This is a genomic window from Pseudomonas sp. Bout1 (assembly GCF_034314165.1).
GTDB lineage: Bacteria > Pseudomonadota > Gammaproteobacteria > Pseudomonadales > Pseudomonadaceae > Aquipseudomonas.
In genome coordinates this window covers 2,514,341-2,540,695 of the sequence record NZ_JAVIWK010000001.1, presented here as the reverse complement: position 1 = coordinate 2,540,695, position 26,355 = coordinate 2,514,341, and the positions used below count along the sequence as shown (strand labels likewise).

The window sequence follows — 26,355 nt, the reverse complement described above, 5'->3', positions numbered from 1 at the left end:
AACTTGACTTCAGTTTTAACTAATATGCAGATGAGACCATTTTAAGCGCTGTGGAAGCATTCGCGCCAATACGTCATCCTTATCGAACAAATGATTTTTGAGCGCAATCAACAGATGTCCACCTCCCAACGCACCACAAGCCCAAGCCGTTCAGGTGTGAACGTTTTTGCGAGGTGGTTGAGCTCGGGGTTTGGATCAACCAGCGGAGCCAACATGAAGATGCCCGCCACGAGTATTGGCTTGTCCGCCACCGTGCTCCAATACCATCCTGAAATCGGGAGCATGAGCAACGCAATGCCGTTAAGCAGATGGTGACCTACTACAGCCCCACGCTTTATGAGAAGACTCATGCTTTCCGGTAACGCGGGTGGTTTGTGAGCAAATCGCCAAGCGTTCCGAGCTACGATGAGAAAAGTCAGGGTATTCGCGGCCGCCCAACCCTCGCCAATTGGCAGGCTCCACTGATAGGGGTTAATAACGGCTACTGACCATCGGCGTGTAGCTGCCATCGGATGTTGCGCCTGAGCCTGTTTAGCGTCACTGTCACTAATCATTTGAATCAATCATGGCAGGCTGGGGAACGCGCTCAGGGCGTGACAGGTCGAGCCGGGCTCAAGTCCGAATAGCCTAGTCTCACCTACTATTTGAGGCCAACCCCAGGCCAAACGGCTCAAGCAACTGAAAAATTGCATCTGCGGTCTTGCGCACCACCGTGTCGTTGCCACGGTCAGGGTGCATGGCGATCCATATATCGAGATTGAGCATGGGAAGATTATTCTCGAGCTTTATCAACCGATCGTCACGATCACCAATAAAGCACGGAAGGCCTGCAACGCCGATTCCAGTGCACGCCGCTTCGTATTGGTGACTCAAATCAGTGACCTCGCAGGCAACCCGCTTCGAACCTATTATTTCGTATAGCCAACGCTTATGCGCAAAGTCGCCTTGCCGCTCGGTATAGCCTACAAATTCCCATCTTTCCTCATCCAGCGCATATGGATAGTCATTCTTCGCATAAAGCGAAAACTGCATCAGGCCGACCTTTTTGACAATATCCGTATCTTCAATAGGTGGCGAAAGACGCAACGCTAAGTCTGCCTCCATACGCGACAGGGATGCGAAGTGTGGTTCACTGAGAATTGAAAGCTGCACCATTGGAAGCATTGTGGTCAGCGTAACCAAATTTGGGGTTAGAAAATGCCTAGGGAAGGTCTGAAGTACCCACCGATTTTTGATGCCCTCCCTACTTGAGGTTCAAAAAAAAATGAATCGGTCGAAAAACAGCCCTTCTTGTCCTTAATTCACGGTTCTTTCCTCCGATCGCGCTGTTTCAGGGCGATTAGCCCGCATTACAGACGCACCTCGCCCATACCCATCAGCCGTTTTCGAACCATCCACAGGTTCGACAAAGCGAACAACGTTGTCTGCTGCGCGATGTTTTTCGCCAGACCACGAAAGCGCACTTTCGTATAACCAAACTGGCGCTTGATCACGCGAAATGGATGTTCAACCTTGGCCCGCACCTACGCTTTCGCGTATTCAATCTTGCGGCGCATGCGCCCGATCAGACTCTTTTTTCCGTGCTTTTTATAGCTGCTTGGGCGGGCGGCAATCGACCAGATCATCTGGCGATCCTGATGCTCGGGACGTTTCTCCACCCCGGTGTAACCGGCGTCGCCACACACGTAAGTTTCCTCGCCGTGCAGTAACTGATCGACCTGCGTCACGTCCGGTACATTCGCCGCCGTGCCCACCAGGCTATGCACCAGGCCGGATTCGGCATCGACGCCAATGTGCGATTTCATTCCAAAATAGTATTGGTTTCCTTTCTTGGTTTGATGCATTTCGGGATCACGTTTGCCGTCCTTGTTCTTGGTCGAACTCGGTGCATGAATGATCGTCGCATCGACCACGGTGCCCTGACGTAGCATCAAGCCTCGGTCGCCAAGATAACCGTTGATGACCTGCAAAACCCCACCGGCCAACTCATGTTTTTCCAGCAGACGCCGGAAGTTGAGGATCTTGGTTTCATCGGGGATCCGATCCAGGTGCAGCCCCGAAAACTGGCGCAAAATTGTAGTCTCATAGAGCGCTTCTTCCATCGCCGGATCACTGTAGCCGAACCAGTTTTGCATCAAATGAACCCGCAACATGGCCATCAATGGATACGCCGGACGGCCCCCTTCGCCCTTTGGATAATGCGGCTCGATCAAATTAACCAAGCCCTTCCAGGCCACCACTTGATCCATCTCGATTAAGAAGCGCTCGCGGCGGGTCTGCTTACGTTTGCCGGCATATTCGGCGTCGGCGAAAGACATCTGTTTCATCGGGGCTCAACTGTTCCGTTTGTGCGTGGTGGGTATTTCACCAGATCGGGAAGTCTTTTTCAGAGTTTCCCTAGGTTCAACGCGGCTGAGTCACCACACGAAGGAATTCTAGTGATGCTGATAAAAGTCGAAAGAGGAAGTACGTCGGACGACTGGCTCGTTTGGATGAACGCATGGTGCGTTAAGTTTCGCAGCTATGCAGAAGCCGAAGAATTCGTGAAAAGATTGAAAGGCCGTATACATGCACCGCATCCCTACCCCATTGGCATGGGCAGACTTGTAATCGAACTGTCTTGACGGTGTCGCCTCCGAAGCATCCGCCCAAAGAATGGTCATCAAATTGCAATCATCGGCAACAACAATGACGCTATACGCGCGCTCGTTCTTTCGCGGCCGCTTTAGGTGGCCCCAGTTAATTATGTGGGGCGCACAACATCAAAGGTGAATCGGACCGCGGTCCGGAAAAGAAACCGCGACGACCGATCAATCAGGCGGCGGGGAGCAGGCCTTTCTGTTTGGCGACATGAGTCGCCAGTGCGTCCATCAAATCTGGGGACAGGCAGTCATAGGGTTCCAGGCCGATCGAGCGCAAGCGCTCGCGGATAGCCTTCATTTGCGCTGGCGGTGTTCCGGTTTCGATGATGGAGGACACGAACGCCGCGAATCCCGGCGCAGCCCATCCGCTCTGTGGCGAAAGCTCGGTGTGGACGAAGTCCAGGCCATAAAACGCATGGTCCTTGTTCTCGATGCGCCCAAAGAGATGGGCGTGACACTGCTTGCAGGCGTGGCGTTGGATGGTGGCGGATTCGTCGACAATCGCCAGCTTTTCGCCGTGGGCAATGACGCTGACCTTATCTCGAGGCACCACGGCGATAACGGCGAATGTCGCGTTTTGTGGTTTCCAGCATTTGCTGCAGCCGCACGCGTGGTTATGCAGAGTTTGTGCGTCGATCTTGACCTCGACCTTGTCGGTCACACACAGGCATTGCAGGGTGCCACCTGTGAAATTCGCGGCGGCGGGTTGGATACCATTGTCCAGTGCAGGGTGAAGTTGCAAGGTGCTCATGCTGGCGTCTCCGTTTTAGGGTGTCAGACAAAAGTGCCTGGGGCCGTGCCCCAGACCGGTAGTTCATCAGAACTCGATGACGGCGCGGATCGATTTGCCTTCATGCATCAGATCGAACCGCGGCGGATTTCGAATAGGACACAGTGCATAAACGAGTGACCTCCTTCGGTGTGACCGGTCGGTTACCCAGATCAAGAATAGTCTGCGATGACGCCTCGAGCACGGCTAGGGTGTCGTTGTGATCCATGACTGAACCGTATGACCATCGCAGCCGAATTCACGGGTAATCTCTTCTTGATCGTCGGGTAACCATCGAAAAAAATGCTTCGTCTGACAAAATCGCCATGATCACCGATAGCGCATCGCTTTCATTCGCTAGCACGCGTTGAAGCGTAATAGTTGTGTCTTTGAGTATGTAAGCGAACTAGAGGGTTGGCCGGGATTCGCGCCAAATTCGCCAAAATGCAATTAAGCTTATGATTTAAAAGCTAAAACTGAATTTTGTAGTCAATCGGTTTGATCTTCCGATCGAGGTCCAGGGTGTAGTCGCCAAAACGATTGATGTGGCTTGTCCGGTACGGCGATAGCGCCTTTAGGGGAGCCCGCAGAATTCGGAAAAAATCGTACGTGTGTGACGTGAAGTCGCACCAGTTATTGTCTCACCTCGATAGAGGTAGTGAGACTCGTTGTTCCCTCAACGGTAGCCTACCGGTGCAGGCGAAGCTGGCAACGGCTCGGTCTGAAGCCACCGGGACAATGAAGTCCTTCGAAAGAGAAGGAAAAGCCGCGAGGTGATTCCAACCGCTACCAGCATCAGGTGGCGAGGATGCTTGGCTGGATAATAGGACCAACATAAGTGAACTGTTGATAAACCTCGTTATTTTTAACAAGCCAAAGATGCTGACAGGCTTGGACCAAAAGGTGAGTGGTGGGTTGCTCGATTACGTACTGCGGGCACAGGGACAAAACATCACCGGGGGAAAGACAGGGTCTACGTTATTCGTGTAACTGGTGTGGAACACGGAAAGCCCATATTTCTGCCCTGGACATCGGGCAAGCGAACTGCAAGGAACGCTGATGGAGGTGTGGGTAGAGGATTGAGGAAAAAGCAAACGCCGCCCTGTAATCGGGCGGACAGGGGTGGAAAACATCTCACGCGAAAGCAGGCAGACTTCCTCATGGTCTCTCTTCACGAGAGAGTTTCCAGAACCATCTAAACGGAAGGAGAGCAAATGAGTGCAGAAACACTGGCGCGTGCACCTTCTGGCGTGACGTGGGACGGCATCAATTGGGCCGATGTCCAGCGTCAGGTAAGAAGGCTGCAAGCACGTATTGTGAAGGCAACACAGGAAAGCAGACATAACAAGGTGAAAGCCCTGCAATGGTGTGTCCAGCATCTGGTGGATTTACTTCGACAGTTTTTATTTGCTGACCGAACAAAAGCTCAAGACGGGCCATTCCATTCTTTACTCGCATCTGTTTCTGTTCATCGGGCTGTCTATCCTCGCCAGCCTGATACGGCACGCGATTCTGAGTGACATGCTGGTGCGCGATTTTCAGGTCTTGGCCGTCATCGGCACCATCCTGTTTTACGTCGGAAAGCAGTACGGGTACTTTATGGAGCGCCCGGAGCTACGACCTTACCTAATCTCCAACACTCTGATCGTTTTTGGGCTGACTGGAGTCGTCATCTTTTTGCCCAGAATCGAGTACATCCTGATCGGGTTGACCGCCACGATGATCTGCTACGTGATTTTGAGTTTCAGATACCGCTGAGATGGGCGAATAAGGCCGTTTGGGCGTAAACCCCCGACAAGCTTTTGTCGGATGTCGCAGAATATGCAAAATGCTGTCTTGATTTAGTGGGGGACTTTTGCATTTTCTGCGATACAGCTGCCGGCTGTTTGTGCCGCAGTTAATGCAAAGATCGAAGAACTGCGTCACAGATATTGCAAAAATTCGCTGGTTCACATTGGGCGTCACTGACATGCTCCCCAGACTTCCGTCAACCGTACCAGGAGGCTGAACGTATCGGCAAGGCTCATCCGGCAACCTTCGATACCCTCGACTTCGATGTCTACACCAACCAGAAGTGGGACCGACTGCAGGAGAGTCACGCCCAGGATATCGTCGTGCATTATCCCGACGGGCATCAGTCGAAGGGGCTTGCCGCACACATTGAAGAACTGAAGCCAATGTTCGTGTTTGCGCCCGACACCCGGATTCAGGTGCACCCGGTAAAAATCGCGTCAGGCGAGTGGACCAGCGTCATTGGTGTGATCGAGGACTGAAGTGGTTGCCAGGATTTGAAGGCCGCGTTCGGCACGATTGTACTGATCGTGATCATTTCCTGTTTTCGCTCATCAACCACCTTCAGGCCATAGGCATTGAGCCAATGATGCAGCTCCTGAAGAGTTTTGAACGCGGTATAGGATGTGCTGTTCACCGTGACGGTGAAGTAGTAACCACAACCCACAGCTGAACGGTGCTGGATAAGCACAAACAGTTGCCGCTTGCGATACATGCTTGCGAGGCGCTCGCCTGGCAGATCCCGACCAGGACGGTTGGGGATGTTGGTGATGCAGTAATCGCCCCGATACACTTCGTTAGTGACTTTTCCTCACATCAAAACCATTGGCAGGCCGCCTGCGAACGGCCCGGGAGCTTATAGATTTTTGCTAAAGACCAGCGAGTTGCGCTGGAAGTTGTAGCGAACTAAAGGGGTCGTAGTCTGAGTGTTCCCCACAAATCTAGTCCAAACCCCGCGCCTGCAGGTGCACTTCCAGGCGCAGGGCTTGCTCCATTTCCTCCAGGGTGTCGCGGCGGATTTCCTGCCCGTAATTTCGCCAATATTCCAAGCCTAACCGCCATAGTGATAACACCCGCTTGTTCTTGAGACCGCCAACCTGATCCATGTGGCCCGAAGACCCGGACTCAGGATGTTTTTTCGAGTGCTTGCAGGATGTCAGCGGGCCGTATCGGCAGGTGGCGAAGTCGAGCGCCGACGGCAGCGAAAATCGCATTGCCGATCGCGGGACCGACCACTGTGGTAGCGGGCTCACCCAGGCCGACCGCGGCTTCGGTGCTCGGGAGGAATTCAATCTCCATCTCGGGGACGTCACCCATCCGCAACGGCGTGTAGGTGTCGAGATTGGTGTCCTTCACCTCCCCTTTCTCGATCTGCGTGCCTTCGTGCAGCGTCATGCTCACGCCCCAGAGGGCGGCCCCCTCCATCTGCGCGAGAGCGCCATCGGGATGCACAATGGTGCCCGCGTCGACAACGATGGTGAGTTTTTCCAGCTTCACCACGCCGCTGGCACGATCAACCTTCACGCGGGCCACGCAGGCGAGCCAGGTCGGCATGCCGCGCTCCTGACCGAAGGTGGTGGCGATGCCCAGCCCGCTGTCTGCCGGCAGTGTGCCGCCCCAGTTGTTTTTTTCCGCTGCGCGCTTGAGCACCTTGGCCTGACGGGTGGCGCCGCCGACTGCATTGGGTGCGCTACCGGCGTTCCTGCCTTTGCCATCGAGCAGGGCGAGGCGGAAGGCGAGCGGATCGGCATCGACCGAGTGGGCGGCCTCATCCATGAAGCACTCCAGGGCCCAGTTGGTCCAGCCCGGCCCAACCGAACGCAACCAACCGGGTCGGAAGGTGCGGTTGGCGAGGTCGTTGGACAGGGCGCGTACCCGATGCGCGCCGACCGAATACCAGTGGTCGGCCCCGGCTATCGCGAAGGGGTCGTAAGGCACGCCATTCGCGCCCTTGGGCATGAAGTCCGGCACCATGATCTGGGTCGGCCAGCCAGCGGCGGCATGATGCTCCATGGCAATTACGCTGCCGCCTTCGCCGAAGGCCAGGCGCAGGCGTTGGATCGAGGGCGAACGGATGGAGTCGAAGCGCACATCGTCGGCGCGGGTGCAGAGCATCTTCACCGGCTTGCCGATGGCTTTGGCCGCCAGCGCCGCCGGCACGGCATAGTCGCCGTTGAGCCTGCGCCCGAAGCCGCCGCCTAACAGATAGCTGCGCATGATGATCTTGTCCTGGCCGACCCCGAGCGCCTTCGCCAGTACCGGCAGGATCAGCGACTGCCACTGGTTGCCGGTGTGGATTTCCCAGATACCGTCCTTCTCGAACGCCAGTGCGTTGAGCGGTTCCAGTTGGAAGTGCAGGACGCTCGCCGTGCTGTAGGTACGCTCCAAGGTCGATTTCGCCTTGGCGAATGCTTCGTCGACACCTTCATCGGGCCATACCAGGGAGCCGACCGCGGGATCGTCGATCAGTTTGGCGCCGTGGTCGAGCAGGTCCTGCTCCGACACGTTGGCCGTGTCGCCTGCAGCCCAGGTCACCTGCATTTTTTCAGCTGCACTATTGGCGGCGGTGAAGGAGTCGGCATACACCATCACCCAGCCTGGCACCGTGCCGGAGGGGTCATCGAGGGCGATGCTCTTGAGGTAGCCTTTCACGCTTTTGGCGGCGGAATCGTCGATGGACACCACCTTGGCTCCGTAGCGTGTGGGCGGCAGCAGCGGGCGGGCATGGACCATGCCCTCGACGCGCGCATCGATGCCATAGCGGGCGCTGCCGTCGGTCTTCGAGGGGACATCGATGGCCAGGGTTTCCTTGCCGATCAGCCGTCGCTCGGTCGGTTTCTTGAGCGGGATTCGTTTGAGTTCATCCGCCGTAAGGCTGCGGGTGAGGTCGCCGCGCTGGACGATCTCGGCATAACTGATCGACCGCTTGCCGGCCTGGACCCTGCTGTTGCGTGCGGTGCAGGCAGCGGGTGCAACGCCGAGCAGCCTGGCGCCCTCCTCGATCAGGGCGATGCGGCCGGCGGCACCAGCCTGGCTTAGTGGCTCGAAGCTCTGCCACACGGACCAGCTGCCGCCGGTGACCATCAGCCCCCATTTGGGATGGGTGTCGACGTAGTTCAGGCGCACCGACTGCCAATCCGCCTCCAGCTCGTCGGCGACGATGCGTGCCAGCGCGGTGCCGACATGCTGGCCCATCTCGGCCTTGGCGATGTTGGGATTTGGGGAGCAACGGAACAGAAAGTGCACTTAAGCCCTACCAGCGTCGTTCAGTACCTTCTTCCCAGGCATCCTGTCATTTTCAGAAGTCGATTGCACTACTGAGTAGACCAGCTCCGCACCCACTGGCGTCCAGCAGTCGCAAAAAGTCCACTGGGTGGGCTTTGCTGGGACATTGCGCTAATTATCTATTGAGGCAACGCACGGTATAGCGTGGTTCGATGCACCCCCAAAAGACGTGCAACCTCGGAGACTGATTGACCCTTATCAATCAACCTACGTGCATGGGTTATCTGCTCATGAGTCAAAACAGGCTTAGGCCCAAATCGAACACCTTTGGCTTTGGCCGCAGCTCGGCCAGCACTGGTGCGTTCCCCAATCAGCGACCGTTCAAAGTCAGCAATCCCCGCGAAGATCGTCAACACCATTCGCCCGGCTGGTGAAGTAGTGTCAGCCCAGGGCTCAGCAAGCGAACGCAGACCTGCATTGATCTCTTTTAGGCGTTCGGCAATATGAAGCAGGTCTGTCGTTGACCTGGCCAAGCGATCCAACCGTGTCACGGTCAGCACATCACCTGGTCGCAAATGATCGAGCAGCCGACTCAGCTCTGGACGGTCTCGCTTGGCACCGCTGACCTTCTCTTCGAAAATTCGCTGACAACCGTTTTGCCCAAGTGCAATCCGTTGCTGCTCCAGGTCTTGCCCTTGTGTCGAAACCCGAGCGTAACCAATCTGCTGACCTTTGTTTTCCATGGAGCACCTGTCGCATTTATTGTCGCAGGTAACTTACAACGTGCGACAGATTTATGCGAGAGGTCAGAGCCAACAAATCCAGCGTATGTGAAACTTTCGCATAACTTAGGAATTAAGCGACAGTTATGGCTTGGTGCGACAGACAACCCTAAGCGGTCGGTCGTAGCTAGCAGGCCTTTACCCAGCGAACCGTTAAGGGATTTATTTTCCATTGATTCGATCACGCTGCCGATGCTGTCTGACGGCAAAGCCGAGTCAGATAAGCGAACGAGACTGCTTATAATGGAACATAGGGTACACACAGCGTGAGGATTGTTGACAAAGCCCCGATGCTGTATGGCCCGCCTGTCAGTCGCAAGCGGATGGACGCAGGCAACCGATAGCCATGGCGACCAGGCTGTCGAGCAATATGGATTACCCCCCAGCCGGCAAAATTCCCCGGTCTATGACAACTATTAAAACGCCATAACTGACCAATGTTTAACCGTGCCTGCCGAGCCCTAAGGGTGAGTTACCGAGAAAAAATGATGTTAAATGTAGACGACTGGTCTATTTCTACCTATATTGTAGCCAGCTGCCTAATCCAGACCAACGAATGCTCGCATCAGCCAATGAATAAGGCTAAGCCGCGACAGGTAGCGCATCTAGCTCTGCACATCGAATAGCAGACTGGTCTATTTATAGGTAACTGCATGTTTAATTTCGACTTCTACAATCCCACCCGCATTGTCTTTGGCCCCGACACGATCGCCCGCCTGGATGATTTGGTGCCGACCGATGCACGCGTAATGGTGCTTTTCGGCGGCCAGAGCGCTCGCAAGACCGGCACCCTGGCGCAAGTAAATGAAGCGCTGGGTGCCCGGCATGTACAGGAGTTCGGCGGTATAGAACCGAACCCAAGCTACGAAACCTTGATGCAGGCCGTGGCGCAGGTCCGTGAGCAGCAGCTGGACTTCCTGCTCGCAGTGGGTGGTGGCTCGGTGATCGACGGCACCAAGTTCGTCGCGGCTGCGGTCGGTTACGAGGGCGATGCCTGGAACATTTTGGAAACACGCGGGGCAGGAATCCGCCAAGCGCTTCCGTTCGCTAACGTGCTGACGCTTCCCGCCACCGGGTCTGAAATGAACCATAGCGGAGTGGTCACTCGCCGGGCGACGCAAGCCAAGCTGCCCTTTCGCAGCGTCCATGTGTTCCCGCAGTTCTCGATTCTCGACCCCAGTAAGACGCAAACCCTACCTGTTCGCCAACTGGCAAACGGTGTGGTCGACGCGTTCGTGCATGTGATGGAGCAGTACCTGACCTACCCGGTGGATGCCCGGGTTCAGGACCGATTCGCTGAGGGGCTGCTGCAAACACTGATCGAAATCGGCCCGCAAATACTGAAAGAGTCCGCGGACTACAGCACCCGCGCCAACCTCATGTGGACCGCTACCTTAGCGCTCAATGGCCTGATCGGCGCGGGCGTGCCGCAGGACTGGTCCACCCACATGATCGGCCATGAGCTGACCGCACTGCACGGCATCGATCACGCACGCACGCTCGCAATCGTATTGCCCGCCAACCTAGAGGTTCGCCGTGAGGCCAAGCGCGCCAAGTTGCTGCAATACGCCGAGCGGGTATGGCACATCAGTCAAGGGGATGACGAGCAGCGCATTGATGCCGCCATCCAGAAGACCCGGACGTTCTTCGAGAGCCTGGGCTTACCCACGCGCCTAGCAGCTTACCAACTCGACGCGGACGACATCGACGGATTGCTCAAGCAGCTAGATGCTCACCGCCTGACGGCACTGGGTGAACACAGCAACGTCACCCTAGACGTCAGCCGCCAGATTTTAGAGGCGAGTCTCTAAGCCCTCTTCGATGCGCCCATTAATTAGCGGCGCAGCAATTAACTGAAAAACGCCAACCCGCGTATTGAAGCAAAAGGTAAACCGCATGAAAATCCTCGTCGTTTTAACCTCCCACGACCAACTGGGCGACACGGGCGAAAAGACCGGCTTCTGGCTTGAAGAGCTTGCCGCGCCTTACTACGCCTTCCTCGATGCCGGTGCGCAGTTGACTCTGGCATCGCCAAAAGGCGGCCTGCCACCGCTGGATCCGAAGAGTAACGAGCCCGACTTCCAGACCGACGCCACTCGTCGCTTTGAGGCCGATACCGCCGCCATGAAAGCGTTGGCAAATACGCGAACGCTCAGTGACCTCTCCAGCGCCGAGTTTGATGCTGTGTTCTACCCCGGCGGCCATGGCCCGCTGTGGGATCTTGCCGAAGATGTCACGTCCATCGCCCTGATCGAGCACGCCAACGCATCCGGCAAGCCGATCGCAACTGTTTGTCACGCGCCGGCGGTATTGCTCCACGTCAAGGGCAGCGACGGTAAGCCACTGATCGCAGGCAAAGCGGTCACCGGTTTCAGCAATAGCGAGGAAGACGCCGCGGGCCTGACTCAGGTGGTGCCGTTTCTGGTCGAGGACATGCTCAAGGCGCAGGGCGGTATTTACAGCAAAAACACCGACTGGCAGGTCCATGTTGTAACCGACGGGCTGCTTGTCACAGGCCAGAACCCGGCTTCCTCCGCAGCCACTGCGCACGCCTTGCTGAAACTACTGGCCTAAGGCCGCGTAAGGCTAATGCCTCTACCAGTACTGGCATATACCAACTTTCGCCCGCGCCATTTAGGTTGCCGCGGGCCTAACCAGGAATTCACAAAATGGATACAAGTCGTTTCTTTCAGTCAGTGCAGCTGGGCCCTTATGTGCTCAACAACCGTATAGTTCTGCCACCCTTGACCCGCTCGCGCAGCACACAGCCAGGGAATATTGCGAACCCATTGATGGCCACCTATTACCAGCAACGCGCTGGGGCGGGCTTTATGGTGACAGAAGGCACCCAGATCGAACCCCGTGGCCAAGGTTATGCCTGGACGCCAGGCATTCATAGCCAAGAACAAATCGAAGGTTGGCGCAACGTCACCGATGCTGTGCATGCCGCTGGCAGCATCATTTTCGCCCAGCTCTGGCACGTTGGCCGGGTATCGCACATCTCGCTGCAGCCTAATGGTGCCGCGCCAGTAGCGCCTTCGGCTATTGCTGCGAACAACGTCAAAGTATTTATTGAAACCGGTCCAGGTGCAGGTACTTTAGCCGAGCCTTCGGTACCTCGCGCATTGGCCAATGCCGAGGTAAAAGAACTGGTGCAGCTGTACGCGCAGGCCGCGCGCAATGCATTGAGTGCAGGCTTTGATGGTGTGGAAATTCACTGCGCCAACGGTTATCTGGTCAACCAGTTCATCTCCGCCCACAGCAACCAGCGCGACGATGAATATGGCGGTTCGCTGCACAACCGTTTGCGCTTCCTGCGCGAGATTATCCAGGCCGTATCCGAAGTTGTCGGTGCTGACCGCCTAGGCGTGCGTTTCGCGCCGTTGTTTGAAAGTACAGCAGAGGACAGGGTCTATTTGGGCCTTGTCGAAGAAGACCCACACAGCACCTACATCGAGGCCATCAAGGTGCTCGAAGAGGCCGGCATCGCCTACCTGTCGATTGCCGAGGCCGACTGGGACAATGCCCCGGTGCTTCCCGAAGGCTTCCGCCGCGAAATCAGGCAGGTATTTAGCGGGCGCATCATCTACGCCGGCCGCTACACCGCACAACGCGGCGCGGAAACCTTGGAGGCTGGCCTGGGCGACTTGATTGCCTTTGGTCGCCCGTTCATTGCCAACCCCGATTTGCCGCAGCGCATTGCCAATGGCTGGCCGCTCAACCCGGTCGACCCAAGCAGCATGTACGGCGGCACGGAAAAGGGGTACAGCGATTACCCGACCTACGCCGAGTAAATCCGCTCCACCGGCCGTCACGGCTTAACCCTGACGGCCGTATTCTTCAGGCACAACAAAAGCGGTCGCCACCTCGCTAGCGACTTCGCTGTAGCGCAGAATTACTTACGCCGTCATGCCGCGTCTGGATAATGGAGCCTTACTCGCGAGACACACCTGATTGCCACTCAACACCTTGCCTACCCGTCCACACTCAGCGCTGCGGAGATAAATAACCTGGCAAACCATGAGGGACATCTCAACATGACAGAACTGCACAGCTACCCGGAGTGTGTCGGTTTAGTACTCGCCGCCGGTTACGGACAACGCTTTGGCAGCGACAAACGCCTGGCCAAGCTGGCCGACGGTAACAACCTACTGGTGGCAACATTGCTGCGGGCGCAAGAAGCCTTCAGTGATGTTCGGATCGTATTGAAGGCTGAAGACGATGCGCAGGCCCTGGCTATTCCGCCGTACATTCAGGTGGTTCGTGCGGCACAGGCCAAACAGGGGATGGGCTCAAGCCTAGCGGCAGGTATTAAGAGTCTTGCACACTCTCAGGCCGACGCGGTGGCGGTGCTGCTCGGGGATATGCCGTGGGTTTCTCTCGCAACGCTGCTGCAGCTGCGCGCGCATGCGCACGCTGAACATATTGTTGTCGCTTACTGCGATGGCCAGCGCGGACACCCGGTGTTGTTCGGCCGGCGCTTTTGGCCGGAGCTGATGCAACTGCAAGGGGAGAATGGGGCCAAGGGTTTAATAGCCACCCATGCGCAGCATGTGATTGAAGTGACGTTCAATGACAGCGGCATTCTGCAAGACGTCGACAAGCCCGCTGACCTCAGCCACCCAGCGACTTCATAATCAGCGCGCTGCCGGTAAACGCTGCGTCCTGTTTGTCCCCCAGCGCTTGGCTGAGCAAACCGGCCAGCTGCGGGTGCGCCTGTTCACTCGGCAGCTCCAACAGTTCACCCATATAATGTCCGCGATTCGAGGACAGGCATCCGTATAACCAGCCTGTAGACGACAAACGCAGGCGGCTACAGCTACGGCAAAATGGCACGCTTTCGTTGGCAATAATGCCAAATGCCCCACTCTCGCCAACGCTATAACGCAGCGCGGTGGAGTCTACTGGTGCCTCAGCCTGGGTGAATTCATAACGCTCACCGATAAGCTCCAGCAGCTCGCGCTGGCCGACGAACTGTGTGCAGAAAGCCTCTGCATGCTGGGCCAAATGGCCCATCCGCATAAGTTCGATAAAGCGCAATTCGTATCCCTGCTCCAAACAGAACCCCAGCATGGGCATAACTTGGTCTAGGTTGCTGCCTCGCATCGGGACCATGTTGATCTTGATGATCATGCCGGCTCGGCGCGCCTGCTCGATCCCGCTCAGCACAGTTTGCAGGTCGCCGCCCTTGGCGATCTTGCGGAAGGCGCTCGGGTCAAGCGTATCAAGGGAAACATTGAGCCTCCGGATACCCGCGCTGCGCAATAACTGCAGCTTGCCCGCCAATAACTGGCCATTGGTGGTCAGGCTAATGTCCTGCAACCCCAATACGCCTATCCCCCGGAGAAAGGGCTCCAGCCTGTCGCTCAGCAGCGGCTCGCCGCCGGTAATGCGCAGCTCCTCAACACCGGCAACATCCCTGAGCAACTCAACGGCCCGCAGCATCGACGCGGCCGTCAATTCATCCCGCGCCGCCACTAACCGACGGCCATCGGCCACACAGTAGGTGCAGGCGTAATTGCAGGCAGCGGTCAGGCTCAGGCGCAGTTTGCGGAAACGCCGGCCATGTCGATCAACAATCACCCGACAACGCCCGCGTGGGAATCAGTGGAGGGTTCGATGTTCTCCGCCAGCGTTTCAAGCACATAAACCTGACGATCGCTCAGCAGCTCGTCAAGCGCTTTGGCCATGACCGTGTAATGCGACATCTGCCGATGGCGCGCTATCGCCTCGTGGCTGGCCCAGCGCTCGACGAAGACAAAACGCCCGGCCTGCTCAATGCAACGACTCAGGACGTAAGACAGGCAACCGTCTTCGGCGCGCGATGGTTGCACGCAGGCGCGCAAGACCCGCTCAACCTCCGAGGTTTTACCTTCCTTGGCTGTCAATATCGCTACAACACTTATGGCTTCACTCATGCTGATAGGTTCCTCGCTTTATAAATCGTCAACGCTGCACGGCGAAATGCCGACAACCCTCTGCAACAACATCCGTTTCATCCCGGCCAACCACCACAGGATCGCTGTCATGGATGCTCGCAGACCTGAAGCGCAGGCTGCCGCCACTGCGGCCATTGAGCACCGCCTGAATTTCCGCGAGCATGGCCATGGCTACGCTTTCCGGAGTGTCACCGCCCAGGTCCAAGCCAATCGGGTAATGCAAATAATCAAGCCCCGGCAGCTCGTCCTGTGGTTTAGCCAAATGCTCGTGGATGCCGGCTAACAGGCGCTCGGTGCGCTCGCGCGGGCCTAACTGGCCGACATAGCAGGGTTCACTGTGCAGCACACCCTGCAACCAATGCGCGTCTTGCACCAGGCTATGGGTCATCACCGCCACCGCGGCCCCACGCACATATTCGCGGTAGGCGAAAGGCTGTTCGACATCGCCAACCAGCACCTGATCAGCGTCGGCAAAGCGCTCGACTCGGGCGAAGTGCGCCCGCCCGTCGATCACCGTGACATGCCAGCCTAACAGTTTGGCCATGCGCACCAGCGGCTGGGCATCGTGGCCCGCACCGAATATCACCAGACGCAGCACAGGCGGTATGTACTCCAGGAGCACGTCCATCTCGTCAGAACCATTCGGGTAGAGACAGCGGGATGACTTGCCGCGTACCAGGGTTTGTTGCAAATCCGAGCTGATCTGCTCAGCCAACACCGAGTGCCGCAGCTCACCCGCGGCGCGCTGCCCGGGCACTAAGAACAAGCGCTCGCCTAACCGTGGCGAAACACCCGCTGGACTGGCAATCACTGTGGCAATGGCCGCCGGTTGATGGGTATCGCGCACGCTGAGCAAGGCATCGACCAACGCGCACGGGCCGCTGGCCGGTAGACGCTCGAACAGCACGTGAACCTTACCGTTGCAGCCCAGGCCGAAGCTCAGCGCTTCCTCGCTGGCTTCATCCGCTTCAGCGGTGCTGTAACTACGCAACGTCGGCCCGGTTTCGGTCAGCCACCAAGCTTTTTTAGCCACTTCCGCCTCCAGGCAGCCACCACTGATGGTGCCCTCAGGCCTGCCGAAACGCGAAACCAGCATGCGCGCCCCCGGCCGCCGATACGCAGAGCCTTCGACCCTTACCACAGTCGCAAGCACCGCCTCGCGGCCAGCCTCGCGCTCCGCCAAGAGTGCGTCCAACAGTGCATTCAGGCCCGACATTACATACCTCCACTCAATGCAGGGACTCAGTCCGTCGCTTGGCCACAGCCGGTGCCGATACCTGCGCACCACTATCCCCAAAGCGCTGCAGGATGAAGCTGCTCAGCGCAGCCAATTCTTGGTCGGTGTAAATGCGCCCGAACGACGGCATGCGCCGGTTTACTTGGGCGTCGGCCGAGCCATGCCCGCTCAACAGGACGCCGAGCAAGTTGCTTGCGGTAGGGTCGTTGACTGTCTTCAAACCTAGCAGCATAGCCGTTTGGCTCTGACTGCCAGTGCCGTTCCAGAGGTGGCAACTGGCGCAAGCTCCAGCGAACAACTTATTGCCGAGTGGATTGCCACTGCCCTGCTCCGCAAGCGCTGCCTGCTGCGGACGAGCCACACCTTCGCTGCGCGCGGGTGAGTCTTTGAGGAACACGGCGATCGCGTGACGGTCGGCGTCGGTCAGATAGCGCAAACTGTGCTCGACTACTTCGGTCATAGGCCCAGCGGACAAACCCAAGCCTGGCGCTGCCCCGTCTTTCAAGTAGTTGGCCAGTACGTCTGTGGGCCAGGCACCGATGCCATGCACCGGGTCAGCGCTGATGTTGTAAGCATTCCAACCCTGGATAAGGTTGCCGGCCAGCGAACGATCGTTACTGACCGCCTGGAACAAGTTACGCGGCGAATGACATTCACCGCAGTGCCCGGGCCCTTCTACTAGATACTGGCCGCGATTGCGCTCGGCAGAGTACTGGCTGTCCGCTTGGAATGGTTCATCGTTAAGGAAGAGGGAATTCCAAAGAACCATGCCCCAACGCTGGTTGAACGGGAAGCCAATTTGGTTTTCGCGCGGTGCCTGCTCGACAGGTTCTAGGCTGTCGAGATAGGTCTTGATGGCGAGGATGTCATCTCGAGACATTTTGCTGTAGGAAGTATAGGGAAACGCCGGGTAGTAGTGTTTTCCATCACGGCCCACGCCGGTCTGCAACGCGCTTACAAACTCTTCATTCGTCCATGCGCCGATGCCTGTTTGCGTGTCCGGGGTGATGTTGGGCGAAAACAGCGAGCCGAACGGTAGCTTAAACTCGACGCCACCTGCGAACGGTTTACCACCTGACACGGTATGGCAAGCCACGCAGTTGGCGGCGCGCGTCAAGTATTCGCCTTTAGCGAGGGAATCCTCTTGTGCATTGGCCGCTTGCGCCAGTAAAGCCCCGCTGGCGAACATCAGTAGGCTTCTTATTAATTTCATCAGTAGCTCCTTAAACCGGGTAATAGCCGAAACGGCTAAGCGGCAAACGACGTATACGCTGGCCCGATGCTGCGTAAAGGGCGTTGACCAAGGCTGGGCCGATCAACGCAGTACCGGCCTCGCCAACGCCACCCGGCGTTTCCAGACTCGCAAGCAAATGCACCTCCACCGCAGGCGCTTCGTTGATACGTAGCTGTCGGTAGTTGTGGAAGTTGGTCTGTTGCACCTGACCGTTTTCGATCAGGATTTCGTTGAACAGCGAAGCGGAAAGGCCGAACAAGGTGCCGCCCTCGATCTGTGCCTTAACCGACGTCGGGTTAGTTGCAAAACCGCAATCGACCACGCTGACCAGGCGCTTGATGCGCACGCCAAAGTCGCCCTGCATCTCCAGTTCAACCAAAGTGGCCACATAGCTACCGAACACCGCACTGACCGCCACACCTCGACCCTGTCCGGGTGGCAAAGGCTTATTCCAGTCAGTCTTCTCAGCCAACAAACGCAGCACTGCCTGGGCGCGTGGTTGTTCAGCCATCAGCTCCAAGCGGTAGGCCACTGGGTCGGCTTTTGCGTTGTACGCCAGTTCATCAATGAAGCACTCATGGGCATAGGTGCCGCGAAGCGGGCCCACGCCTCGCCACCACGACACAGGCACGACGCTAGGCTCCTGGCGGATATAACGAACCTGCAAATGCGGCAAGCTATAGATAGGGTCCACCGCAACTTCAACGGCATCGGCATCCACGCCGTTGGGTGGCAAGCTGCCGGCATAGCGGGCGAGAATTGAGGCGCCGGCAATGCGATGTTCCCATCCTAGCGGACGCCCCTTGTCGTCGAGGGCGGCTTTCATACGATCGGCATACAGCGGCCGATAGAGGTCGTGGGTCATGTCCTCCTCACGGCTCCAGATCAGCTTGATCGGGTAATCAACCAGCCGCGCGATGGCCACCGCTTGAGTGATGAAGTCAAACTCCAAACGCCGGCCAAATGCCCCTCCGATCAGTTGGTTATGCACCTGGATTTTTTCAACTGGCAACCCGGTGACTTTGGCTGCTGTCTGTTGAGCGAAAACTGGCACTTGGGTGCCGACCCACAGCTCGCAGCCATCTTTGCGCACATGGGCCACGCAGCTCATGGGCTCAAGCGGCGAATGCGACAACAGCGCTTGCTCGTAAACAGCTTCGAACTGGCTGGCCGCTTGTAGCTTGGCTTGTTCAATGTCGCCGGTGCGTTTAGCGACCACGCCATCACGGCTACTGGCCGCGAGTAGTTCTTGGTCCAGATGCGTAGAACCAATAGAGGCATTCGGCCCAAAGTCCCACTCGATTTTCAGCGCTTTGATGGCTTGCTGACAGGCCCAGAAGTGACTCCCGGTAACAGCCACGGCATTGTCCAATCGCACGATGTCGCGAACCCCTGGCACTCGCCGTGCCGCAGCATCATCAACCGTACGCAATCGCCCGCCATACACAGGACAGGTGATGGTGGAGGCAACCAGCATGCCGGGGATTTGTAGGTCGATGGTAAAACGCGCCTTACCATTGACCTTCGCGGGCGTGTCCAGGCGCTGCGCGGGGGTGCCCAACAGCTTGAATTGCTCGGGGGTTTTCAAGGGTACGTCAGTGGGTAATGGCAGCGTAGCCGCGGCCTCGACCAGTTCGCCGTATTTAGCCTGAAAGCCACCAGGGCCAAACACTTGGCCGTTCTGCGCATGGCACAGGCTCGGCGCTACATGCCATTGCAGCGCTGCAGCCTGGATCAACAGGACACGCGCCGTGGCGCCCGCCCGACGCAGCGGCTCCCAGGTGTAGCGGGTAGAAGTCGAGCCACCGGTGGCCTGAAACTGCAGCAAGGTGTCGGTATACAGCGCCGAGTTTGGTGGCGCCTCTTGAATAACGACCTGATCGAGGCCTACTTCAAGCTCCTCCGCCACCATCATGGCAATACCGGTCTGTGCGCCTTGGCCCATTTCAATTTTTGGCGAGATCACCGTGACCACGCCATCGTGGCCAATCCGAACAAAGGCTCCGTAACCCTCAGCGGAGCGATCACCCAGCCGGCCTGCGGCAGCCGCCTCGGCGGCTGCACTCTTGGACACTAAGGGCGGTAGCCAGGTACTCAACACCAAGCCGCCGAGGGCGATGCCGCTGCCCTGCAGGAGGCGACGACGAGACATATGAACATTCATTTCGTTAGGCTTTTTCATCTCACGCCTCCTCTACACGGCCAACACTGTGAATGGCCGTGCGAATGCGGGTGTAAGTGGCGCAGCGACAAAGATTACCCGCCATGGCCGCATCAATCGCCTGGTCATCGGGCGTCGGCTGGCTATTCAGAAGAGCAGTTGCTGCCATGATCTGTCCTGACTGGCAGTAACCGCACTGCACCACCTCATGCGCTAGCCAGGCCTGCTGCACGGCTTTGCCCACGGCCGTCTCACCGATGGCCTCAATGGTGGTGATTGAGCGACCTGCCACAGCCGAAATAGGAGTCACACACGAACGGATCGGCTGGCCGTCGAGATGCACGGTGCACACCCCACACTGAGCAATGCCACAGCCGTATTTTGTCCCTGTCAGGCCGAGCACATCGCGCAAGACCCACAGCAGAGGCATATCCGCTGCAACGTCAACCTGCTGCGACTGTCCGTTGATGATTAACGTTTGCATGGTCTTTCCTCTGCCTAATTGGGTTAATGCCGACAACTGTAGTCATCGCTTTTTAATGTGTTAATGGCACGTGACGCTGACTGAAACAGTCCACGTACTCACTGATTAATTCGCCTCAAACGAGAAACCAGCCACCCTGCCAGCGGAAAGGAGATGATCTGAGTGAAAGGCACCAAAACCACCACCTCCACCAAGACCATCAGCGGAAAGCTCAGATCATGGGTCAGCGGCCCCAATAAACTCAGTACCAATAATAGCGTTGGGTATAGCCCCAGACAGCCCACCAAAATTCGCCAACCTAAATCTTTACTGCGTGTAGTCATAAAGCTCTCTGCAGCCAGTGCTGCGTCCATTGGACTGGAATATATAAATAAAAAAGCCCTACCACTCAGGAACGTGAAGTGGCAGAGCAAAAATTATGTCAGCACAACAATAGGCATTCAGTGGTCACTGACGCGAACTACTAATTTGCCAAAATTTCTACCTTCTAGTAGCCCAATAAAGGCATTGGGCGCCTCTTCCAAACCACTCACCAATTCCTCGCGATACTTGATCCGCCCCTGCGCCAACCAGCTCGACATTTCGTTAAAGAACTCGTCGTAACGGTGCGCATAATCATCAAAAATAATAAAGCCTTGGACATTGATGCGTTTGCGCAGAATGGCACCCATCAAAGATGGCAAACGATCTGGCCCCATGGGTAAATCGGTATCGTTGTAATGCGCAATAATGCCGCAGACCGGCACACGGGCTTTGGCGTTTAACAGCGGTAGAACCGCAGCGAAAACCTTGCCACCGACGTTTTCGAAATAGACATCGATACCCGCAGGGCAGGCCTTGGCCAGTTGCTCGGGGAAGTCCGGCGCACGGTGATCTATGCAGGTATCAAAACCCAGCACCTCGACGGCATGCCGGCATTTGTCCGCCCCGCCTGCTACTCCGACCACATGACAGCCTTTGATCTTGCCGATCTGCCCCACAGTCGCTCCCACCGGACCGGTAGCCGCCGCAACCACTAGCGTTTCACCAGTCTGGGGACGGCCAATGTCAAGCAAGCCCATGTAAGCGGTAAAGCCAGGCATACCTAATATGCCTAAGGCATAAGACGGATGAGTCGGCGAATTACCCAAAGGAGTCAGGTCGCTGCCATCGGACAGGGCATAGTCTTGCCAGCCACTGAAGGACAGCACCCAGTCACCGACTTTGTAGGCCGGATTTTTCGAAGCTAGCACACGGCAGACAGTACCACCCACCATGACCCCACCGATTTCCACCGGAGGAGCATAGGACGGTGCATCACTCATGCGGCCGCGCATGTAAGGGTCGAGCGACAGATAAACGGTACGCAACAGCACCTGGCCTTCTGCAGGTTGAGGAATGGGGCTTTGTTCAATGCGAAAATTCGCTTCGACAGGCGCACCGTGCGGACGCGACGCCAGAACAACGCGACGATTCACTTGCTTTGACTGGGGCATGTTCAAATTCCAGGGCTGGTGTTGGAGAAATGGTTAGGGGTGCCACAAATTAATTAGACCAGTCTGCTACAAATATGATAGGGAACACCCACCTACGGGTGGGAAATCTCATCATCAGGCTTGATTAAACGCCAGCATGGCCAAGGTCGTAGCTTTGGCGTTTTCCAGCGACCGACTATTACGGTGGAGTTTGCTCAGCAGGCTGGCTCCGAGCCAAAGCTGGTAAAGGGCTGTCGCTGTTCGGTAAGCATCACCTTGCGGCAACGAGCCGTCGCGCTGCCCCTGCTCGATACAGCCAGCGATACGTTCAATTATTTGATCTGATCCATCACGCAGCGTAATGCGCATTGACTCGGACAAGTCCGCCACCTCGGCGCTCAGCTTCACGACCAGACACTTCTGCTCATCGCAGGGCTCGCAATAGCTATCAAGCCACTTCTGCCAATAGCCCATGAGCCGCTCGCGGGCAGTATTGCCCCTTACCGCGAAACGCTCGTCCATGTTCGCCAAATAAGTGCGGAAGTAATCCTCCAGCAAGGACTGGCCGTATTGCTCCTTGGACTTGAAGTAATGGTAGAACGAGCCTTTCGGCACGCTGGCCGCCTGCAAAATCTCGTTAAGTCCCACACCCGTAAAGCCCTTAACCACCATCATGCGATGGCCGGTGTCGAGTAAATGTTGGCGCGTATCATCGTAAGTCTGCTTCATTGCGGAAGATTACCAAAAAATTAGACCAGTCGTCTACTTTGAATGTCAATGCTCTACTATAGCAACACTGCCAATCCGCCACCCACCTCATGCGGCATCGAAAGCTCGATTCAGCTAAATCTAGACGCGCCTGCCACCCTCCGGCGCTTACAGCAGCCAATCAAGCCTTAACGTAAATCGCACCATAGGGAGTCCAATCCGTAGGCAAAATATGCAGCGCTGAGCCTAATTAAGCAGTAGTAGACCGGTTGACTAGTAACCGAGTAGCATGCGAGCCACCGTCTAATGACCACACCATCAGCACTGCGCCTAATGGGCCAGCGCACACCCCGTCGGAGTTAAAATGATGATAAAACTTCACCACCTGAATGCTTCACGCTCGATTCGTATCCTCTGGCTACTGGAGGAAATAGGCCAGCCTTATGAGTTGATCAAATACCAGCGCGATGAAAAAACCCATTTAGCCCCCGCTTCACTCAAGGCCATGCACCCACTCGGCAAATCGCCGGTTATTGAGTTAGATGGCAAGGTTATTGCTGAGTCGGGTGCGATGATGGAAATTCTGATAAAGCGATTTGCGCCTCACTTAGCGCCTGATGAAGATTCAGCTGAGTACATCGATTACCTAACATGGATTCACTTTTCAGAAAGCTCAGCAATGCTGCCATTTTTGTTGAAGGTATTTAACGAATTTGAAATTAAATCTGGAACTGATCTCAAGTTTCTCGAAGATTACGCCGGAGCGGAATTTGATAAAGTTTTTTCATATTTAGACGACTATCTAAAGGGTAGGAGATTCTTAGTCGAAGATCGACTCACAGGAGCAGACTTCATGCTGGGGTTTGTCGTGAAAGGCGCACTCAATTGGCTAAAACCTGGGAGCAAATTACATATTGAGCGCTATGTTCGCAACCTTGAAAATCAGAATAGCTATATACGCGCACTGAGAATCGACGCAAACTGAATCGCTCCTAGTACGGTCCACTTTTAGTACGCTTCTCACTATCGCCACCGACCTTTGTTGGTCGGAAGCGGAGCATCAGAGCCGCGCCCTTGCTGCACTGATGCTGCTCTGATTTACCATAAACCCCTTCACGCCCTGGGCTTCGGCAAAGCGTCCCACGGCGGTCAAACTGGCCCAGGTGCGCAGCGCTTCGCGCCGCGAGCGGATCGGCAGCCAGCGTGATCCGGCGCCGCCCAGGCGAATCCCCAAACCCCATTTTTCGCCGTGCCGGCTGACCAGCACCTCACGCACCGCGCCGCCCTCGAGCATGGCCCGTAGCGCGTCTTCGTGAATGCCTTCCCTCATGCCGGCCCCACACTGGATGGGCCGCCCAAAGTGGCGGCGTCAGAGAGGAACGTCTCTACCTCCGTGCTTAGCAACGCTTTGGCGTGGATCAAGCCCATCATCCATATACCCAGACGCGTGACACTACCGCTGTGCTGCGCGGCAATTGCGTCCAGGTGATCGAATAAATCCTCGATTAGAGTCGCGGTGGATAGGGTCATGACTTCAGTACGTAACGCCACAACAATGCGTCCGGCCAAGTCCGCGCAGCCTGGCGACACGTTACGGAGGCACTCCAAACGCAGACGGTAAGGATTAGTGATGGTTAATGGCATTACAGCGTTTCCTATCGGGGAAGGGACGACCTGTGGATTAACCACTCGCACTATGACTGATGGACCAGTCTATAGGGTTGTGGCGTCCAGCCGACGCAAAAAAGCCCACCGCAGTGGGCCTGTTTGTGGGGGGCGATTGAACGAAAACGCCGTTATGATCAGTCCACTCAGCCATACCCCGCGCGTGCATCGACGAGGTAATCCAGCGCGTCGGCCTTACGCTCAGCCGAGCAATAGGCATGCTTGACCAGCGTCTCACAGAAGCCAGCGTCAGCGTTGACCAAGGCGCGCAGCAGGCTTGAGCACAAGAGAACTTCATCGTCGTAATTGTCCTGCAGCTGCTGATACTGGGCTTTCAACTCGGCAATGCGCGCTTGAAGTTGCTCAGGGGTTTTCTCGGTCTGGGTCATGTCGTGGGGTCTTTTCTGTTCGTCAACAGACCACGCTCGGTAATGAACAGTGTCTCCGGCGCCATGCTCCATGCCTCACTTTCTTGAAGGGGAGTTTTGAGCATAGACAAAGATGATGCATAGCGTTTCTGAATGCTTGCTTGTCAGAAATCCCATGCACAAGGTGGGTCAGAGCTCATCAATTGGTGCTGTTTGAATCGCCCCTGATTTTCTAGACACTCTCCAAGCTCATTGCGTAACGCTTTTCAAACTCTACCGGTGACAGCTGATTGTTGAAACCATGGCGGCGTTTTGCGTTGTAGAACATCTCGATGTAATCAAACACATCACTACGAGCATCTTGCCGCGAGGTGTAGATTTTCCGCTTGATCCGTTCCCGTTTCAGAAGCTGGAAAAAGCTCTCGGCCACGGCGTTGTCATGACAGTTGCCTCGGCGACTCATACTGGCAACCAAATTGTTCGCTTTCAAAAAACTGCGCCAATCAGAGCTGCTGTACTGGCTGCCTTGGTCGGAGTGAACCATCACCTCCTGTTTCGGTTTTCGCCTCCAAACCGCCATCAATAACGCATCAATGGCCAAATCACTGGTCATCTGCGACTTCATTGACCAGCCAACGACCTGACGAGAAAACAGATCCAGCACCACTGCCAAATACAGCCAGCCTTCATACGTACGAATGTAAGTGATGTCGGTGACCCAAACTTTGTTGGGTTCTACGACATCAAACTGGCGCTTCAGTAAATTGGGTGAGGCGACGGCTGGCTTACCGCCGTATTTGCCAGGGCGGCGTCGATACCCTGTCTGAGAGCGCAGACCTTCAAGACGCATCAGCCTCGCCACACGATGCCGACCACAATCCTCACCGACTTCGCGCAGATCGTCATGGACTTTGCGATAGCCATAAACGCCGCCGCTCTCCAGCCAGGAATGCTTGATCAAACCCAGCAGTCGCTGGTCGTCTTTGGCGCGCACAGATTGCGGCTCAGACAGCCAGGCGTAATAACCGCTGGGATGGACTTTCAGCGTCAGGCAAAGCCGTCGAATGGAATAGTCGCCCGCTCGCTGCTTGATAAAGGCGTACTTCAACCGCACTCCTTGGCAAAGTACGCGGCGGCCTTTTTTAAGATGTCTCGCTCTTCGGTGACCCGCTTGAGTTCGGCTCGCAGACGACGCAGTTCAGCTTGCTGATCATCATCCTGCTGCCGTTCTTGTTGAGGTTTGCTGTAGCGCTTTATCCAGGCATAGAGGCTATGCGTCGACACGCCGAGACGAGCCGCTACATCAGCGACAGGCAGCTTCTTTTCGGTCACTTGATTGACCGCTTGGATTTTGAATTCTTCGGGGTAACGCGGGTTGCTCATGGCACCTCCTAATTGGCCTCAGTTTAAGGCAAAGAGGTGTCTACGAAACCCGGGGCGACTCAAATCTCCTCCAATTCACTTGGTATACCGATCGCCTTCTCGACAGATTCAGGATATTAGGAAAGACGGTGCCATCGGGCCGTTGATGGATGGGAGCCACCCATTTCCTGGGATTACTTGAGGTGACTGAAGCGTGAGGCAAACCGATCAAGCACTCGGCAGAATTCCTGGACTCAATTTTGGACTTAAAAGTACTGGATGGTGCTGGACTTCAGTGATTCCCGCTGGAACAGAAAAAGAGGTCGAAGCCTCTTTTTTCAGTTTCTACAGACCTCAATAGAAGCCTGTAGATCAATAATTGAAGCGGGAAACGAGACTCGAATCTTGCGTCCGACCCATTGAAATCTAAGGGGTTTCTTTTATTCCTGAAGCAGGTATGGACTCAATTCTGGACTTGTTTTCATAGTGTATCAAGAGCAAAAAAAGAGTGATTCCAAGCCAAGCTACTGGATT

26 protein-coding genes and 1 pseudogene are annotated in these 26,355 nt (G+C 56.3%); 8 read left to right on the top strand and 19 right to left on the bottom strand.

Features of this window, described 5'->3' with window-relative positions; genetic code table 11:
- Positions 1-107: 107 nt before the first annotated feature.
- From RGV33_RS11720 to gfa, 4 genes and pseudogenes are all read right to left on the bottom strand, one after another.
- Positions 108-554, bottom strand: coding sequence for a hypothetical protein (locus tag RGV33_RS11720; protein ID WP_322144356.1), 447 nt, complete (start codon positions 552-554; stop codon positions 108-110).
- Between the two features lie 79 nt (positions 555-633).
- On the bottom strand, positions 634-1,236 hold the full coding sequence (locus tag RGV33_RS11715; RefSeq protein WP_322148662.1) for a LysR family transcriptional regulator: 603 nt from the start codon (positions 1,234-1,236) through the stop codon (positions 634-636).
- A gap of 113 nt (positions 1,237-1,349) precedes the next feature.
- Positions 1,350-2,327: pseudogene (locus RGV33_RS11710) on the bottom strand (IS5 family transposase).
- 487 nt (positions 2,328-2,814) lie between these two features.
- Positions 2,815-3,393 (bottom strand): S-(hydroxymethyl)glutathione synthase, encoded by a 579-nt coding sequence (gene gfa, locus RGV33_RS11705; RefSeq protein ID WP_019689695.1) that lies wholly within the window; start codon positions 3,391-3,393, stop codon positions 2,815-2,817.
- 1,232 nt (positions 3,394-4,625) lie between these two features.
- On the opposite strand from gfa, the gene RGV33_RS11700 reads away from it, so the two are divergent.
- The 3 genes from RGV33_RS11700 to RGV33_RS11690 all read left to right on the top strand — a co-directional run bounded on the left by RGV33_RS11700 (position 4,626) and on the right by RGV33_RS11690 (position 5,684).
- Positions 4,626-4,931, top strand: coding sequence for a reverse transcriptase N-terminal domain-containing protein (locus RGV33_RS11700; RefSeq protein WP_322144355.1), 306 nt, complete (start codon positions 4,626-4,628; stop codon positions 4,929-4,931).
- A gap of 1 nt (position 4,932) precedes the next feature.
- A complete protein-coding gene (locus tag RGV33_RS11695) occupies positions 4,933-5,169 on the top strand; it encodes a hypothetical protein (protein WP_416152067.1) in 237 nt (78 codons plus the stop codon).
- 173 nt (positions 5,170-5,342) lie between these two features.
- Positions 5,343-5,684 carry a nuclear transport factor 2 family protein gene (locus RGV33_RS11690; RefSeq protein WP_322144353.1) on the top strand — a complete coding sequence of 114 codons (342 nt, stop codon included), beginning with the start codon at positions 5,343-5,345 and terminating at the stop codon, positions 5,682-5,684.
- 643 nt (positions 5,685-6,327) lie between these two features.
- Here RGV33_RS11690 and RGV33_RS11685 read toward each other — a convergent pair.
- The gene (locus RGV33_RS11685) at positions 6,328-8,448 is read right to left on the bottom strand and encodes a xanthine dehydrogenase family protein molybdopterin-binding subunit (protein WP_322144352.1); all 2,121 of its coding nucleotides are present in this window, start codon (positions 8,446-8,448) and stop codon (positions 6,328-6,330) included.
- 158 nt (positions 8,449-8,606) lie between these two features.
- Complete coding sequence (locus RGV33_RS11680; protein WP_095010287.1) at positions 8,607-9,170, bottom strand: recombinase family protein; 564 nt, start codon at positions 9,168-9,170, stop codon at positions 8,607-8,609.
- A gap of 692 nt (positions 9,171-9,862) precedes the next feature.
- On the opposite strand from RGV33_RS11680, the gene RGV33_RS11675 reads away from it, so the two are divergent.
- From RGV33_RS11675 to RGV33_RS11660, 4 genes are all read left to right on the top strand, one after another.
- A complete protein-coding gene (locus tag RGV33_RS11675; RefSeq protein ID WP_133077472.1) occupies positions 9,863-11,020 on the top strand; it encodes an iron-containing alcohol dehydrogenase in 1,158 nt (385 codons plus the stop codon).
- Between the two features lie 85 nt (positions 11,021-11,105).
- Positions 11,106-11,783, top strand: coding sequence for a type 1 glutamine amidotransferase domain-containing protein (locus RGV33_RS11670; protein WP_102605457.1), 678 nt, complete (start codon positions 11,106-11,108; stop codon positions 11,781-11,783).
- Between the two features lie 95 nt (positions 11,784-11,878).
- The gene (locus RGV33_RS11665; protein ID WP_322144351.1) at positions 11,879-13,003 is read left to right on the top strand and encodes an alkene reductase; all 1,125 of its coding nucleotides are present in this window, start codon (positions 11,879-11,881) and stop codon (positions 13,001-13,003) included.
- 243 nt (positions 13,004-13,246) lie between these two features.
- Positions 13,247-13,846, top strand: a complete 600-nt coding sequence (locus RGV33_RS11660) for a nucleotidyltransferase family protein (RefSeq protein ID WP_102605456.1) — start codon at positions 13,247-13,249, stop codon at positions 13,844-13,846.
- Here the strand turns inward: RGV33_RS11660 and RGV33_RS11655 are convergent.
- The 9 genes from RGV33_RS11655 to RGV33_RS11615 all read right to left on the bottom strand — a co-directional run bounded on the left by RGV33_RS11655 (position 13,824) and on the right by RGV33_RS11615 (position 22,447).
- Positions 13,824-14,792 (bottom strand): GTP 3',8-cyclase MoaA, encoded by a 969-nt coding sequence (locus tag RGV33_RS11655; RefSeq protein WP_095030933.1) that lies wholly within the window; start codon positions 14,790-14,792, stop codon positions 13,824-13,826. The two genes, RGV33_RS11660 and RGV33_RS11655, sit on opposite strands and share 23 nt — an antisense overlap.
- A complete protein-coding gene (locus tag RGV33_RS11650) occupies positions 14,789-15,127 on the bottom strand; it encodes a putative quinol monooxygenase (protein WP_095030932.1) in 339 nt (112 codons plus the stop codon). The genes RGV33_RS11655 and RGV33_RS11650 overlap by 4 nt, the downstream gene beginning before the upstream one ends.
- Positions 15,128-15,155: 28 nt before the next feature.
- The gene (locus tag RGV33_RS11645; protein ID WP_095030931.1) at positions 15,156-16,364 is read right to left on the bottom strand and encodes an XdhC family protein; all 1,209 of its coding nucleotides are present in this window, start codon (positions 16,362-16,364) and stop codon (positions 15,156-15,158) included.
- Between the two features lie 13 nt (positions 16,365-16,377).
- Positions 16,378-17,598 carry a cytochrome c gene (locus tag RGV33_RS11640; protein ID WP_095030930.1) on the bottom strand — a complete coding sequence of 407 codons (1,221 nt, stop codon included), beginning with the start codon at positions 17,596-17,598 and terminating at the stop codon, positions 16,378-16,380.
- A gap of 10 nt (positions 17,599-17,608) precedes the next feature.
- Positions 17,609-19,801: a xanthine dehydrogenase family protein molybdopterin-binding subunit gene (locus RGV33_RS11635; protein WP_322144350.1), complete on the bottom strand. Its 2,193-nt coding sequence runs from the start codon at positions 19,799-19,801 to the stop codon at positions 17,609-17,611.
- A 1-nt stretch (position 19,802) separates the two neighbouring features.
- Positions 19,803-20,264, bottom strand: a complete 462-nt coding sequence (locus tag RGV33_RS11630) for a (2Fe-2S)-binding protein (protein ID WP_095030928.1) — start codon at positions 20,262-20,264, stop codon at positions 19,803-19,805.
- A 98-nt stretch (positions 20,265-20,362) separates the two neighbouring features.
- Entirely contained in the window at positions 20,363-20,587 is a 225-nt protein-coding gene (locus RGV33_RS11625; protein ID WP_095030952.1) for a hypothetical protein, read from the bottom strand.
- Positions 20,588-20,704: 117 nt separating this feature from the next.
- Positions 20,705-21,739 carry an NADP-dependent oxidoreductase gene (locus RGV33_RS11620; RefSeq protein WP_095030927.1) on the bottom strand — a complete coding sequence of 345 codons (1,035 nt, stop codon included), beginning with the start codon at positions 21,737-21,739 and terminating at the stop codon, positions 20,705-20,707.
- Between the two features lie 114 nt (positions 21,740-21,853).
- Positions 21,854-22,447, bottom strand: a complete 594-nt coding sequence (locus tag RGV33_RS11615) for a TetR/AcrR family transcriptional regulator (RefSeq protein ID WP_095030926.1) — start codon at positions 22,445-22,447, stop codon at positions 21,854-21,856.
- A gap of 343 nt (positions 22,448-22,790) precedes the next feature.
- Between RGV33_RS11615 and RGV33_RS11610 the strand changes: the two genes are divergently transcribed.
- Positions 22,791-23,411, top strand: coding sequence for a glutathione S-transferase family protein (locus tag RGV33_RS11610; protein WP_213936118.1), 621 nt, complete (start codon positions 22,791-22,793; stop codon positions 23,409-23,411).
- A 75-nt stretch (positions 23,412-23,486) separates the two neighbouring features.
- On the opposite strand, the gene RGV33_RS11605 is transcribed toward RGV33_RS11610, so the two are convergent.
- The 4 genes from RGV33_RS11605 to RGV33_RS11590 all read right to left on the bottom strand — a co-directional run bounded on the left by RGV33_RS11605 (position 23,487) and on the right by RGV33_RS11590 (position 25,842).
- Positions 23,487-23,756: a hypothetical protein gene (locus tag RGV33_RS11605; RefSeq protein WP_322144349.1), complete on the bottom strand. Its 270-nt coding sequence runs from the start codon at positions 23,754-23,756 to the stop codon at positions 23,487-23,489.
- A complete protein-coding gene (locus RGV33_RS11600; RefSeq protein ID WP_095030924.1) occupies positions 23,753-24,070 on the bottom strand; it encodes a hypothetical protein in 318 nt (105 codons plus the stop codon). The genes RGV33_RS11605 and RGV33_RS11600 overlap by 4 nt, the downstream gene beginning before the upstream one ends.
- 167 nt (positions 24,071-24,237) lie before the next feature.
- Positions 24,238-24,480: a hypothetical protein gene (locus tag RGV33_RS11595; protein WP_322144348.1), complete on the bottom strand. Its 243-nt coding sequence runs from the start codon at positions 24,478-24,480 to the stop codon at positions 24,238-24,240.
- Between the two features lie 211 nt (positions 24,481-24,691).
- Positions 24,692-25,842 (bottom strand): IS3 family transposase gene (locus RGV33_RS11590; protein ID WP_322144347.1). Its coding sequence is split into 2 segments (ribosomal slippage): positions 24,692-25,608 and positions 25,608-25,842, totalling 1,152 coding nucleotides; the frame shifts between segments, so codons are not numbered across the junction.
- Positions 25,843-26,355: the final 513 nt, after the last annotated feature.

Excerpts from the sequence above, each read along its gene's own strand:
- RGV33_RS11720 (WP_322144356.1), bottom strand. The coding sequence starts at position 554 with ATGATTAGTGACAGTGACGCTAAACAGGCTCAGGCGCAACATCCGATG.
- gfa (WP_019689695.1), bottom strand. The coding sequence starts at position 3,393 with ATGAGCACCTTGCAACTTCACCCTGCACTGGACAATGGTATCCAACCC.
- RGV33_RS11700 (WP_322144355.1), top strand. The coding sequence starts at position 4,626 with ATGAGTGCAGAAACACTGGCGCGTGCACCTTCTGGCGTGACGTGGGAC.
- RGV33_RS11695 (WP_416152067.1), top strand. The coding sequence starts at position 4,933 with ATGCTGGTGCGCGATTTTCAGGTCTTGGCCGTCATCGGCACCATCCTG.
- RGV33_RS11680 (WP_095010287.1), bottom strand. The coding sequence starts at position 9,170 with ATGGAAAACAAAGGTCAGCAGATTGGTTACGCTCGGGTTTCGACACAA.
- RGV33_RS11675 (WP_133077472.1), top strand. The coding sequence starts at position 9,863 with ATGTTTAATTTCGACTTCTACAATCCCACCCGCATTGTCTTTGGCCCC.
- RGV33_RS11670 (WP_102605457.1), top strand. The coding sequence starts at position 11,106 with ATGAAAATCCTCGTCGTTTTAACCTCCCACGACCAACTGGGCGACACG.
- RGV33_RS11665 (WP_322144351.1), top strand. The coding sequence starts at position 11,879 with ATGGATACAAGTCGTTTCTTTCAGTCAGTGCAGCTGGGCCCTTATGTG.
- RGV33_RS11660 (WP_102605456.1), top strand. The coding sequence starts at position 13,247 with ATGACAGAACTGCACAGCTACCCGGAGTGTGTCGGTTTAGTACTCGCC.
- RGV33_RS11650 (WP_095030932.1), bottom strand. The coding sequence starts at position 15,127 with ATGAGTGAAGCCATAAGTGTTGTAGCGATATTGACAGCCAAGGAAGGT.
- RGV33_RS11645 (WP_095030931.1), bottom strand. The coding sequence starts at position 16,364 with ATGTCGGGCCTGAATGCACTGTTGGACGCACTCTTGGCGGAGCGCGAG.
- RGV33_RS11640 (WP_095030930.1), bottom strand. The coding sequence starts at position 17,598 with ATGAAATTAATAAGAAGCCTACTGATGTTCGCCAGCGGGGCTTTACTG.
- RGV33_RS11635 (WP_322144350.1), bottom strand. The coding sequence starts at position 19,801 with ATGAAAAAGCCTAACGAAATGAATGTTCATATGTCTCGTCGTCGCCTC.
- RGV33_RS11630 (WP_095030928.1), bottom strand. The coding sequence starts at position 20,264 with ATGCAAACGTTAATCATCAACGGACAGTCGCAGCAGGTTGACGTTGCA.
- RGV33_RS11625 (WP_095030952.1), bottom strand. The coding sequence starts at position 20,587 with ATGACTACACGCAGTAAAGATTTAGGTTGGCGAATTTTGGTGGGCTGT.
- RGV33_RS11620 (WP_095030927.1), bottom strand. The coding sequence starts at position 21,739 with ATGCCCCAGTCAAAGCAAGTGAATCGTCGCGTTGTTCTGGCGTCGCGT.
- RGV33_RS11615 (WP_095030926.1), bottom strand. The coding sequence starts at position 22,447 with ATGAAGCAGACTTACGATGATACGCGCCAACATTTACTCGACACCGGC.
- RGV33_RS11610 (WP_213936118.1), top strand. The coding sequence starts at position 22,791 with ATGATGATAAAACTTCACCACCTGAATGCTTCACGCTCGATTCGTATC.
- RGV33_RS11605 (WP_322144349.1), bottom strand. The coding sequence starts at position 23,756 with ATGAGGGAAGGCATTCACGAAGACGCGCTACGGGCCATGCTCGAGGGC.
- RGV33_RS11600 (WP_095030924.1), bottom strand. The coding sequence starts at position 24,070 with ATGCCATTAACCATCACTAATCCTTACCGTCTGCGTTTGGAGTGCCTC.
- RGV33_RS11595 (WP_322144348.1), bottom strand. The coding sequence starts at position 24,480 with ATGACCCAGACCGAGAAAACCCCTGAGCAACTTCAAGCGCGCATTGCC.